The organism is Sphingomonas sp. UYP23 (assembly GCF_054059235.1).
The window spans coordinates 4496345-4508964 of record NZ_JBSSBX010000001.1 but is presented as its reverse complement, the minus strand read 5'-3'; the positions used below and the strand labels follow the sequence as shown (position 1 = coordinate 4508964).

Annotated in this window: 10 protein-coding genes and 1 pseudogene; 7 read left to right on the top strand and 4 right to left on the bottom strand. The window is 65.1% G+C overall.

Features of this window, described 5'->3' with window-relative positions; all coding sequences use genetic code 11:
• Positions 1–56: 56 nt before the first annotated feature.
• The 5 genes from tig to ACVWYO_RS22135 all read left to right on the top strand — a co-directional run bounded on the left by tig (position 57) and on the right by ACVWYO_RS22135 (position 6588).
• Positions 57–1700: a trigger factor gene (tig, locus tag ACVWYO_RS22155; RefSeq protein WP_457354516.1), complete on the top strand. Its 1644-nt coding sequence runs from the start codon at positions 57–59 to the stop codon at positions 1698–1700.
• A gap of 214 nt (positions 1701–1914) precedes the next feature.
• A complete protein-coding gene (locus ACVWYO_RS22150; RefSeq protein WP_457354514.1) occupies positions 1915–2868 on the top strand; it encodes a glycosyltransferase family 2 protein in 954 nt (317 codons plus the stop codon).
• A gap of 62 nt (positions 2869–2930) precedes the next feature.
• Positions 2931–3605, top strand: coding sequence for an ATP-dependent Clp protease proteolytic subunit (locus ACVWYO_RS22145; RefSeq protein WP_133188610.1), 675 nt, complete (start codon positions 2931–2933; stop codon positions 3603–3605).
• 154 nt (positions 3606–3759) lie between these two features.
• Entirely contained in the window at positions 3760–5028 is a 1269-nt protein-coding gene (gene clpX, locus ACVWYO_RS22140; protein ID WP_010186846.1) for an ATP-dependent Clp protease ATP-binding subunit ClpX, read from the top strand.
• Between the two features lie 549 nt (positions 5029–5577).
• Entirely contained in the window at positions 5578–6588 is a 1011-nt protein-coding gene (locus ACVWYO_RS22135; protein ID WP_457354511.1) for a zinc-binding alcohol dehydrogenase family protein, read from the top strand.
• A gap of 7 nt (positions 6589–6595) precedes the next feature.
• On the opposite strand, the gene ACVWYO_RS22130 is transcribed toward ACVWYO_RS22135, so the two are convergent.
• Positions 6596–7390: an IclR family transcriptional regulator gene (locus ACVWYO_RS22130; RefSeq protein WP_457354509.1), complete on the bottom strand. Its 795-nt coding sequence runs from the start codon at positions 7388–7390 to the stop codon at positions 6596–6598.
• A 287-nt stretch (positions 7391–7677) separates the two neighbouring features.
• Here ACVWYO_RS22130 and ACVWYO_RS22125 point away from each other — a divergent pair, with 287 nt between their 5' ends.
• Positions 7678–8046 (top strand): L-rhamnose mutarotase, encoded by a 369-nt coding sequence (locus ACVWYO_RS22125; RefSeq protein ID WP_457354507.1) that lies wholly within the window; start codon positions 7678–7680, stop codon positions 8044–8046.
• Positions 8043–8885, top strand: coding sequence for an amidohydrolase family protein (locus tag ACVWYO_RS22120; protein WP_457354505.1), 843 nt, complete (start codon positions 8043–8045; stop codon positions 8883–8885). The genes ACVWYO_RS22125 and ACVWYO_RS22120 overlap by 4 nt, the downstream gene beginning before the upstream one ends.
• Before the next feature lie 13 nt (positions 8886–8898).
• Here the strand turns inward: ACVWYO_RS22120 and ACVWYO_RS22115 are convergent, their stop codons facing one another.
• The 3 genes and pseudogenes from ACVWYO_RS22115 to ACVWYO_RS22105 all read right to left on the bottom strand — a co-directional run.
• The gene (locus ACVWYO_RS22115) at positions 8899–10977 is read right to left on the bottom strand and encodes a beta-galactosidase (protein ID WP_457354503.1); all 2079 of its coding nucleotides are present in this window, start codon (positions 10975–10977) and stop codon (positions 8899–8901) included.
• A 35-nt stretch (positions 10978–11012) separates the two neighbouring features.
• The gene (locus ACVWYO_RS22110) at positions 11013–11714 is read right to left on the bottom strand and encodes an alpha-L-fucosidase (protein WP_457354501.1); all 702 of its coding nucleotides are present in this window, start codon (positions 11712–11714) and stop codon (positions 11013–11015) included.
• Positions 11715–11770: 56 nt separating this feature from the next.
• A pseudogene (locus ACVWYO_RS22105) lies at positions 11771–12562 on the bottom strand (alpha-L-fucosidase); the annotation flags it as partial.
• Positions 12563–12620 lie beyond the last annotated feature (58 nt).

Genomic DNA, 12620 nt, shown 5'->3' with positions numbered 1-12620 from the left:
GCGCGATTCGGCGTGGAGGCTGCGAAACAAATTCCTGAAAAGGCGTGAGATCTGAAATGCAGACTGTCGAGACGTTGAACGAAGGCCTCAAGCGCGCCTACACGCTGACGATCACCGCGAAGGATATCGATTCGCGCGTCGATGCCGAGCTCAAGCGCGTTGCGCCGACGGTGAAGATGCCCGGCTTCCGCCCCGGCAAGGTCCCCGCGAACCTGGTGCGAAAGATGCACGGCGACGCGCTGATGCAGGACGCGCTCAACAGCTCGATCCAGCAGGGCATCCAGGAGCTGATCGCCGAGCAGAAGCTGCGCCCTGCGCTGCAGCCTTCGGTCGAGCTCGCCGACGGCTTCAAGCTGGGCGACGATGCGCAGATCACCGTCACGCTTGAAGTGCTCCCCGATGTGCCGACCCCGGCGATCGACGCGCTCAAGCTCGAGCGCCTGACCGTTCCCGCCGATGACGCGACTGTCCAGGCGCAGCTCCAGAAGTTCGCCGACCAGCAGAAGAAATGGGATGACGCGGCTGAAGGCTATGAAGCCAAGATGGGCGATCTCGTCGTCATGGACTTCGTCGGCAAGGTCGGCGATGTCGCCTTCGAGGGCGGCACCGGTTCCGACATGTCGGTCGAGCTCGGCACCGGCCGTCTGATCCCGGGCTTCGAAGAGCAGGTTGTCGGCGTCAAGACTGGCGACGAGCGCCAGATCACGGTGACCTTCCCCGAGGATTACCAGGCCAAGGACCTCGCCGGAAAGCCTGCGACCTTCGACCTGACGATCACCGCGGTGAAGACTGCCGGCGAGAGCGTGATCGACGACAGCCTCGCGACCTCGCTCGGGCTCGAGAGCCTCGAGCAGCTCACCGGCCTCCTGAAGGGCCAGATCGAGCAGGAGCTCAACGGCCTCACGCGCACCCACATGAAGCGCAAGCTGCTCGACCAGCTCGCCGAGGGACACGATTTCGAAGTGCCGCCGTCGATGGTCGAAGCCGAATTCGACCAGATCTGGCAGCAGCTCCAGCACGAAGCGACGCACGAGGAAGACCCGGCGGCAGCGCTCGCCGAGATGGAATCGGAGCGCGACGATTACCGCAAGATCGCCGAGCGCCGCGTACGCCTCGGCCTGCTCCTGTCGGAAATCGGCCAGGCCAATGGCGTCGAAGTCAGCCAGCAGGAAATGAACCGCCTGATCGCGCAGGCTGCGCAGAACTATAACAATGACGATCGCCAGCGTTTCTTGCAGTACATCCAGCAGGAGCCGATGGCCGCCGCCCAGCTTCGCGCGCCGCTGTACGAGGACAAGGTCGTCGACTTCCTGTTCGAGAAGGCCGAGATTTCGGACCGCGAAGTGACGCGCGAAGAGCTCGAAGCGGCGATCGAGAGCGAAGAAGGCTTCTCGAGCGGCACGCACACGCACGATCACGACAACCACAAGCCCAAGGCGAAGAAGGCAGCTGCCAAGAAAGCCAAGCCTGCAGCCGACGACGCCAAGGAAATGGAAGCGGCTGATATCGAGCCGGCTGCACAGGGCGACGACCTCGTCGAAGCCGAGCCGGTGAAGAAGGCCGCGACCAAGAAGGCGCCCGCCAAGAAGGCGGCACCTGCTGCAGACGATGCCGAGGCCGCTCCGGCCGAGGAGGCTGCTTCGGCACCCGCCAAGAAGCCGGCTGCCAAGAAGAAGGCTGCTGCCGACAAGGCCGAATAAGGCGCAGACCCGCCCGCTCGACTAGATCATCCGTCACCCCGGCCCTGTTCCGGGGTCTCCAGCGCCCCAGACGACACGTCGGGCGGCGCGGGGGACCCCGGCACTAGGCCGGGGTGACGGCGTTCTGGGTGTACGCGGGTGCGGTGAGCGTCGAGGTCGTGACCGTCCGCACAAAATGGTCGAACGCGTTACGATAACGCCCTAAGGCTCACGCATGACACCACGTACCGCCGTCCTGCTGCCCTGCTATAACGAAGGCACCGCCATCGCGCAGACTGTCGCGGCGTTCCGCGCCGCGCTCCCCGATGCGATGATCTATGTCTACGACAATAACAGCCGTGACGACACCGTCGCGGTCGCGCGCGCCGCTGGCGCGATCGTCCGGACCGAGCGGATGCAGGGCAAGGGTAACGTCGTCCGCCGCATGTTCGCCGACATCGACGCCGATATCTATGTCATGGCCGATGGCGATGCGACCTACGACGCCGCTGCGGCGCCCGCCCTGGTCGAGCGCTTGCTCGACGAACAGCTCGACATGGTGGTCGGCAGCCGCGTGACGCAGATCACTGCCGCGTATCGCCGCGGCCACGTGCTCGGCAACAAGGCGATGACGGGCATGCTCGCGCAACTCTTCGGGCGCAGCTTCACCGATATCTTCTCGGGCTACCGCGTCTTTTCGCGCCGTTTCGTCAAGAGCTTCCCGGTGCTGTCTTCCGGATTCGAGATCGAGACCGAGATCAGCGTCCATGCGCTCGAGCTCAAGATGCCGACGGGCGAAATCGAAACCGCCTATTTCGCGCGGCCCGAGGGCTCCGAATCGAAGCTCAGCACGTATCGCGACGGTTTCCGCATCGCGCGGACGATCGTCACGCTCTATCGGATCGAGCGGCCGTTATTGTTCTTCGGGATGATTGCCGGCCTGTTGTCGCTGGGCGTCCTCGCGCTCGGTATCCCGTTGATCGTGACGTATATGCACACGCATCTTGTGCCGCGGCTGCCGACTGCGGTGCTCGTCGTCGGCCTCGCAATTCTCGCTGCGCTGAACATCTTTACCGGGCTGATCCTCGACACGGTGGTGCGTGGGCGGCGCGAAGTCCGGCGGCTCGCCTATCTCAGCCATCGCGCGCCGGGCGGCGACGACCGCCGCTCCGACGCGGTCGGGGCTTGAACTCGTTTCGTGCAGCGCCGATGTATGCGGTTCTAGGGGCATAAAGGACTAAAAGGCTCATCATGCGCAATCCGTTCGACACTGGCGACTTTCTGGCCCCCATCAATGACGGCCTCGTTCCGATCGTCATCGAGCAATCCAACCGCGGCGAGCGCAGCTTCGACATTTATTCGCGGCTGCTGCGCGAACGCATCATTTTCGTGACCGGCGGGGTCGAGGATCACATGGCCTCGGTCATCTCGGCACAGCTGCTCTTCCTGGAGTCGGAGAACCCCAAGAAGGACATCTTCATGTACATCAACTCGCCGGGCGGCGTCGTCACGGCGGGCATGGCGATCCACGACACCATGCAGTACATCCGTCCGCGCGTCGGCACGGTGTGCATGGGGCAGGCCGCCTCGATGGGCTCGTTCCTGCTCGCAGCGGGCGAACCCGGCATGCGAGTCGCGCTGACCAACGCCCGGATCATGATCCACCAGCCTTCGGGCGGCGCACAGGGAATGGCGTCTGATATTCAGATCCAGGCCAAGGAAATCCAGCGAATCAAGAACCGGATGAACGCGCTCTACGCCCAATATACCGGCAAGCCGCTCGAAGAGATCGAACGCGCGATGGATCGCGATACCTTCCTCGAAGCGCATGAGGCGAAGGATTTTGGCCTGGTCGATCAGGTGTTCGACAAGCGTCCGGCATTGCCCGATGATTCGAGCACGCCGCCGGCGCTGACCTCGGCGTAAGCCGGTCGGTTAAGGCTCTGTTGGGCATCGGGGCGTCATACGTACGTCCCGGTGCTGACATCACCGGGTATTTTGGTGATTGTCGGATTGCGCGAGGACGGTCTAGGATACACGTTCCGCATATGCGCGCCTGGTGGCGCCAAGGATGGTTTGAATGACGAAGCTCAGCGGCGGCGACTCGAAGAGCACGCTTTATTGCTCCTTCTGCGGCAAGTCGCAGCATGAAGTCCGCAAGCTCATTGCGGGACCGACGGTGTTCATCTGCGATGAGTGCGTCGAACTGTGCAACGACATCATCCGCGAGGAGACCAAGTCGGCGCTCGTCTCGAAGAAGGATGGCGGCGTCCCCACGCCGCAGGAAATCTGCGACGTGCTCGACGATTATGTGATCGGCCAGAAGCGCGCCAAGCGCGTCCTCTCGGTGGCGGTGCACAATCATTACAAGCGCCTCAACCACGGCCAGAAGGGCGCCGACGTCGAGCTCGCCAAGTCGAACATCCTGCTCGTCGGGCCGACCGGCTGCGGCAAGACGCTGCTCGCGCAGACGCTCGCGCGCATCCTCGACGTGCCCTTCACGATGGCCGATGCGACGACGCTGACCGAAGCCGGCTATGTTGGCGAGGACGTCGAGAACATCATCCTCAAGCTGCTCCAGGCGTCCGACTACAATGTCGAGCGCGCGCAGCGCGGGATCGTCTATATCGACGAGATCGACAAGATCAGCCGCAAGGCCGAGAACCCGTCGATCACGCGCGACGTCAGTGGTGAAGGCGTCCAGCAGGCGCTGCTCAAGCTGATGGAAGGCACCACCGCGAGCGTTCCGCCGCAGGGTGGCCGCAAGCATCCGCAGCAGGAGTTCCTGCAGGTCGACACGACCAACATCCTGTTCATCTGCGGCGGCGCGTTCAGCGGCCTCGAGAAGATCATCGGCGACCGCCTCCAGGGCAAGTCGATCGGCTTCGGTGCCTATGTCGCATCGCCTGAGGAACGCCGTACTGGCGAGACGCTCAAGGCAGTCGAGCCCGAGGATCTGCTCAAGTTCGGCCTGATCCCCGAGTTCGTCGGCCGTCTGCCGGTCATCGCGACGCTAGAGGATCTCGACGTTCCGGCACTGGTGACGATCCTGACCGAGCCAAAGAACGCCCTGGTCAAGCAGTACCAGAAGCTGTTCGACATGGAGGCGGTCAAGCTCGGCTTCACCGACGAGGCGCTTGTTTCGGTCGCGAAGAAGGCGATCGACCGCAAGACCGGCGCACGCGGGCTCCGCTCGATCCTCGAGGGGATCCTGCTCGACACGATGTTCGACTTGCCCGGCATGGACAGCGTCGAGGAAGTGATGATCGACAAGGACGTGATCGAGGGCCGCAAAGAACCGATCCGCGTCTATGGCAAGAAGGAAAAAGCCGGCGCCGGCGCGGCGTAAACGTACCCTGTCCCGCCCCGTCACCGGGGCGGGACATCGGCGGGTGTGATGCGCTCAGCCGCGGCGGGCGTTAAGGTGCTACCCGCTTCTTTCTCCAACTTGTTGCTTGGAGGCCCCGCCCTTCGATCGGCGATCTATCCCTTGCCGCGGCATTCCGGTCTCGCTTTCGCAACCGAACCTGCGAACCTGCCGTGAGACCCGCGCTCAATGCGTGCAGCAGGAGGAAGCGAGATCGGCTCCGCCGCGTCATTCGCATTCGTGTCGGCTTCGGTGGGGACCAACCCGACTCCCGCGTCGCCCCGCTATCCGCTATCGGATCGCGTACGGCATCCGGAACGCACCCCAGTAGAACATGTCCGATCCGCGCGACGGGGAGGGATGCGCGCGTTGGACCACATCGCCACCGGCCCGTAGCCGCTCGTTGCGCCAGGGAAGGGACAAAGGTCATTCCGCTCGGCAGCCTTGGTCGCTTTGCATAGGTCAAAGCCGGGTTGTACATATGAGATCGACATTGTAGACGCTTGTCACAGTTTGGAGGCTGTCGACTTCGTGAAAGCTATCGTGTGCCAAGCGCCCTATCATCTCGTCGTTTCTGAGCGGCCCGAGCCCGTCCTCGGCGCCGGCGAAGTCCTGGTTCGGATCCGTCGCGTCGGACTGTGCGGCACCGACTATCACATCTATGCCGGCCGCCATCCGTACCTCTCCTACCCACGCGTAATGGGCCACGAGCTTGCCGGTGAAGTCGAAGCCGTCGCCGCGGGCTCGTCGTTCGCGGTCGGGCAACGCGTGGCGATCAACCCCTATCTGTCGTGCGGCACCTGTATCGCGTGTGACAACGGCAAACCCAATGCCTGCGTCAACATCCGCGTGCTCGGGGTCCATGCCGATGGCGGGATGTGCGAGCGCATTGCCGTGCCAGAAAGCGCCGTGATCGACGCGACCGGCCTTTCGCTCGATCAGGCGGCGATGATAGAATTTCTTGCGATCGGCGCGCATGCCGTCGCGCGGGCACGGGTGGCATCGGGCGAGCGTGTGCTCGTGGTCGGCGCAGGGCCGATCGGGATCGCCGCCGGTCTTTTCGCGCGACTTGCGGGCGCGCGCGTGATGCTGATCGATACGCGCAGGACACGGCTCGATTATGCGCGGACGCGGCTTGGCTTTGAGGACACCGCGGTAGTGGATGATACCGTTGCCGCCGGGCTCGAGACGCGGACCGGCGGCACGATGTACGACACCGTTTTCGACGCAACCGGCGTGCTTGCGGCGATGACGCAGAGCCTGGCGTACGTCGCACATGGCGGATCGCTCGTGCTGGTCGGCGTCGCGCCGGGCGATCTGGTGTTCGCCGATCCCGAGTTCCACAAGCGCGAGACGACGCTGCTCGCCAGCCGCAACGCGTTGGCGAGCGACTTCGCGCACGTCATCGCGTCGATCAAGGCGGGGACGATCCCGATCGATGCGCTGCACACCGACAGTTTTGCGGCCGACGACATGCCCGAGCGTTTGCCCGAGTTGATCGCCGGCGCGGATCATGTGCTGAAAGCGATCGCGAGCTTTTAGCGCCGCGTCAGGGGTCCGATGGCGCGCCGGGATAGCCCAGCGTGTCGGAAATCGCCGCGGTTGTCGCGCGCAGCAGGTCGCGCGCGGCATCGAGCCCGACCTTTTGCGACCCGTCGATCAGCTCGAGAAACGGGATCGTCAGCGCGGCCATCACGCGGCCGTCGAAGCCGAACACCGGAAAGCTGATATCGGTCACGCCGTGCGTGATCGGGCTTTGCCGGCTGTCATGCCCCGCAGCGCGGATCGCCGCGATTCGTTCGGCGAGGCGGGTGCGATCGGCCGGCGCTTCCTGCTCCGCATCGACCGCCTCGAGGATCTGCTCGCGCCGATGCGGCGCCGAATAGGCGAGCAGGACCTGGCCCGAACAGCTGGTGATGATGTCGATCCGCGCGCCAACGCGCAGCGAGAAGCCGCGTGTGCCGGGTTGTTGTTCGCACGCGACGACGAGACCGTGATCGCGGCTCGCCACCACCAGATGGCACGATTGCCCCGCCGCCGCCGCCAGCCCCTGCATCTGTGGCAACGCCGCCCGCACGAGATTCTGCGCCGGCGTCGCGCGATAGGCGGTCTCGAGCAGCTTGTACGAGACGGTATAGCGATCGGTGTGGATCGATTTGCGGAGATAGCCGAGCCGTTCCATCACGATCACGATGCGGAACAGTTCGCCGACCGATCGGCCGAGGCTCGCCGCCATTTCGCTGACGAGCGCGCCATCGGGATGGTCGGCGAGCAATTCGATGATCTCGAATGCCTTCTCGAGCGCGGGTGCGGCATATACGCCCTTGGGTCCGCTTCGCGTCACAAATGTCCTTTCTGATCCCCACCGCGCCGCCGGATATCAGGTCCCGCTACGCGAAGCCGTATGTCGCAGGAAAGTGCGGGCGCTGGCAATCGGCGATGCACGCCTGCACTGCCAACCCACGGCTCGGGCGATCCAGCGCTTGCGTTATGCGACTGAATTTGCATGGATGAAAGCAACACTTTGGCGGATGCCGCGCCAGCGGTGTACCGTCACGGGAACAGATCGTGGAGCGATGGGACGAGGATGCTGAACGAACGAAACGCCCAGCCGATCGCTGGCGCGCGCCTGTGAGCGATGCGAAGGCCCCGTTGAGGAGCCACGTCCTCCTCCTGGACCTGCAGGATGATCCCGAGGCGATCGCCGCCTATCGGCATTGGCACCGTCCCGGCGGCCCGCCCGCCGCGGTCTCGCGCGCTATCCGCGCCGAGGGGATCGCCGCGCTCGAGATCTGGCAGGTCGCCGACCGGCTGGTGATGATGATGCAGACGACGCCCGATTTCGATCCCGCGCGGAAGGCCGAGCGCGATTCGGCCGACCCGGAAATCCAGGCCTGGGAGACGCTGATGGACCGCTTCCAGCGCCGGTTGCCCTTTGCGGCGGAGGGGCAGAAATGGGTCGATGCCGAGCGGATCTACGCGCTCGACGACCAGCCGTGACGCGCGTGATCGACGCGCACCAGCATTTCTGGTCGCTCGAAACCGAGGGTCACGAATGGCCGACCGCTGCGGACGCCGCGATCCACCGCGATTTCGGGCCCGACGATCTGGCGGGGGCCAGCGCCGGCGTGGCGCTGGCCGGGACGGTGCTGGTCCAGTCGCAGCCGACCGATCGCGATACCGACTGGATGCTCGCGCTGGCGGCGCGCACGCCGTTGGTCCGCGCGGTGGTCGGCTGGGTCGACCTGCTGCATCCGCACGCGCCCGAGCGGATCGTGGCGCTCGCGCGCCAGCCCAAGCTGCGCGGGCTGCGCCCGATGCTCCAGTCGATCGCCGATACCGAGTGGCTGTTGCAGGACGCGCTGACGCCGGCGCTGGAGGCGATGCAGGCGGCGGGCCTCAGACTCGATGCGCTCGTCCAGCCGCGGCATCTGCCGATGCTCGCGACCTTCGTTGCGCGCTGGCCCGATCTACCGATCGTGATCGACCACGCCGCCAAACCCGATGCCGCGACGGTTACGCTCGACCCGTGGCGTGCCGAGATCGCGATGCTTGGCGAACTCGGCCTTCACTGCAAACTTTCGGGCTTGCGGACCGAGCAGGCGCCGGGCCAGCCGGCGGCGGCGCTGATGCCCTATGTCGAGCACCTCGTCGAAATGTTCGGCCCGCGGCTGATGTGGGGCAGCGACTGGCCGGTCGTGCGCTTGTCGGGCGACGACTGGCGCCGCTGGCACGATGACGCACGCCAGCTAGCGGACCGCGCGGGTGCCGATCTGGACCAGCTGTTCGGCGGCGCTGCAGTCGCCTTTTACGGCCTGGACGACTCCCGCAGCGCCTGACCGACGCGCCGCGTCACTGAACGAGCTCGACGCCATACGGCGCCAACGGCAGCGTGCCGGCATAGGCCTGCTTCGACAGCAGTCCGCGCTTCGTGCCACCGAACGAGACGCTGACCGGCGCCTGCGTCGTATTGACGTAGAGCGTCCGGCCGTCGACCACGCGTGCTACGACCCCGGCGGGGGTCTTCGGGCCAGGCTTGATGCCGAGCGACGGGTTGAGCGAGCGCACCAGCGGACCCATCAGCTCCGACTGCGGCGCGGTCGCGACATAGATCGCCTGGCCCTTGCCATAATGGTTGATCGTGATCGCCGGGCTCTTCTGCGGCGTGTTGGCGAAGGTCGCGAGCGGCGTCGCGGTGCTCGGCTCGAGAATCTCGTAATAGGGATCGCTGCCGGTCAGCGTGGCGCCGTTGAAGCTCACCTTGAGCGGTTGCTCGGCGCGATAGAAGGCGTTGGTGCGCACGCCGAACACGTCGCCGAGCCGGCCAGGCAGGGGGGTCTCGAACCATTTGCCCGTCTCGTCGACCTTGGCCGAATAGCCGGTCATGATGACGGTACCGCCACCTGCGACATATTTCCGCACCGCCGCCGCGGTCGGCGCGTCCATCACATAGGCGCTGGGCAGGATCGCGAGCTTGTACTTGTCGAGCGAATCGTGGCCGAAATCGATCACCGCGGCGTCGATATTGTCCTCGAACAGCGGGCGATACGCCGCCTGCTCGAACTTGCTGTAATCGCCCTTGTAATATTCCTGCATCGTGTTGGGGCCGGGGGGCGGGTTGGTCAGCCAATAGCTCTGGTACGAAAAGTTCACCGCGACCTGCGGCGGATCGTAGCGCGGGAAGCCGAGCGTCTTGAGCGTCTCGAACTCGCGCGCGATCTGTGCGAATTCACCGACCTTCCACGATGCCCGGCCGTCATGGTCGACCAGCCCGAACAGCGCCTGCTCCTCGCCGCCGCTGTGCGAGTTGAAGGTCCAGGCGAGGAAACTCTGCGTGTAATAGAGCAGCCCGAAATAGGCCCACATCCGCGATCGCCCGGGCGTGCCGTAATAGCCGCCGCCGCCGGCGGTGAATTCGTTGAACCATACCGGCGTGTCGTGGCCAGCACGATTCGACATCACATCGACCGCGGCGCTGACCGGGTCGCCCGGATAGAAGCCTTGCGCGCCATAGGTCGAAATCTTGTCCCACGCCCGCAGATAGTCGAACCCCTTGGTCCCGGCATTGGGCCAGAAGTTCGAAGCGACGGGCAGATTGGGGGCGTAGTGCTTGCGCACCGCTTCCAACTCTTCGAGCGCGCCGACGGTGTCGTCGGACCAATAGCGGTGGAGGTCGAGATAGCGCTCGTTCGGGCCGGGGCCGCGCTCGTACGGGATATCGACCTCGTCCCACGTATTGATCCGGCGCGACCAGCGCTGCGTCGCCCAGGCCTTGTTAAGCGCCTCGATCGACCCGTAGCGCCGCTTGAGCCAGCCCACGAAGCGCGTCCGATCGGCGGGCGAGTAGGACATGTGCCCATTGCCGATCTCATTGTCATAGCCGAGCGCGATCACCGCCGGATTGTGCGCGTAGCGCTGCATCATCTTCTGCGCGAGCCGCGTCGCGAGGCGGCGATAGTCGGGATCGCTGATATTGTCCCAATAGCGGCTCGCCGCGTTGATCCGCACGCCGTCCTGATTGACGATATCGACCCCGGGATACTTCTTGTGCAGCCAGATCGGCGCGGGCTGGCCGGGGATATCGACGATCACGCGGATCCCGGCGGCATGCATCTGTGCGATCACGTTGTCGAACCATTCGAAGGTGAAGCGGCCTTCCTCGGGCTCGAACGAATCCCACGACAGGTCGCCCATCCGCACCATCGTCATCCCCGCGCCCTTCATGATCGCGATATCCTGGCGGATCTGTTCGGGGCTGCGGTCAACGGGCTGATAGCAGGTGCCGACGAACAGCGCGCCCTCGCCGGGCCATTCCGGATGGCCGGCCGCGCTCTGCGCGCGCGCTGGGGAGGTGGTCGCGTTCGGCATTATACCGGCGGAGATGGCGAGCGCGAGCGCGATACCGGCGAGGCGGGCAGGGCGACGATGCATGGGTGGTCCTTCGTATCGCGTATCGAATGGGGGCGTCAGGCCTGGTGGATCCGGAAGACGCTGGCATGCCGCGTCGGGAGCCGCGCGGGAACGTCGATCGACAGCGCCGTGGCGGTCTGCCGGAAGCGCACCGGCCCGGCGCCGAGCAGATCGACCCCGACCACACGCCCGCGCGCCTGCGGCGACCCGCTGCGCAGCGACGCGATCTCGGTCGTCCCGCGCGGTTCGCCCAGCGTGATCGCGTAGAGCGTCTTGCCCTTGGTCGTGAAGCGGACGTCGCGCGGCGAATAGTCCGCCTTCTCCTTGAACATGCCCTCGACTGCCTCGGTCGGCCCCTCGCCATAGACCGTCCAGGGGCGCGTCCCGTGGATCGCCTCGCCATTGACGGCCATCCAGGCGGCGAGATCGGTCAGCAGGCCGTCGGACTCGGGCGGCAGTGACCCGTCGCCGCTCAACACGACGTTGAGCAGCATGTTGCCGTTCTTGCTGACGATGTCGGCGAGCATCGTGACGATCTGGTTCGACGTCTTGTACGTCTCGGTCTCGTTGTAGAACCAGTCGCCGTTCGAGGTATCGGTCTGCCAGGGGAGCGGATTGATCCCCTTGAGCACGCCGCGCACGACGTCCTGCACCATGCCCTCATTGAAGAACTCGCCGGTGCCGGCATCCTTGCAATTGTACACCGCCTCGAGCCGCCCGGTGCGCGCGATGCTGGTGTTGTAGAGGTGCGCGACCATGCTGCGCCCGACTTCACCGAACGGCAGGCCGCCGTCGAATAGAGCAGATCGGGCTGATAGCCGTCGATCAGGTCGGTGATGCGCTTGAGCCACATCTGATGATAGGCCGGGTCGGTGGTGTACCAGCTCGCCTTGGTGTCAATGAACGGCTCGGTGCGATTGTTGTGATAGAGATCGGCATAGGCGGGATTGGCGCCATCATAGGGAATGCCGAGCTTGGGCCAGAACTGGTCGAAGCCATGGTTGGGATACCACCAGTTATGGCTCGCGCCCAGATGCTCGGAGACGCCGAAGCGCAGGCCCTGACGCTTGGCGGCGGTCTGCCACGTTCCGACAACGTCACGCTTCGGGCCCATCGCGACCGCATTCCAGCGGTTGTGCTTCGAATCCCACAGGTCGAAATTGTCGTGATGCACGCCCATCGACACGAAATATTTCGCGCCGGCCTTGGCGTAGCGCGCCATCAGCGCGTCGGGCTCCCAACGCTCCGCCTTCCAGAGCGGAATGATGTCCTTGTAGCCCTTTTCGGACGGATGGCCGTAAGTCTTGAGATGATGGTCGTAATGCGGGTGGCCCGGGACATACATCCAGCGCGCGTACCAGTCGCCGCGCGCAGGGACGGCCTGCGGGCCCCAATGCGCCCAGATTCCGAACTTCGCGTCCTTGAACCAGTCGGGCGTGGTGTAGGTCGACAGCGATTCGTGCGTCGCGTTGAATTTGCCTTTGCGAAGCGAACCTGCCGCGCTGCTTGGGGCTGCTGCTGCCGCGGGAACGACCCGGCTAAGCGCACCGGCGCCGAGCGCGGCGAGCGGACCGTACAATAGCTCGCGCTTGCTGAAAGTGGGCATGATGTACGCGTCCTCTCCGGCATTACGACCGTGACAATGGATTTCACAGGTGCAATAG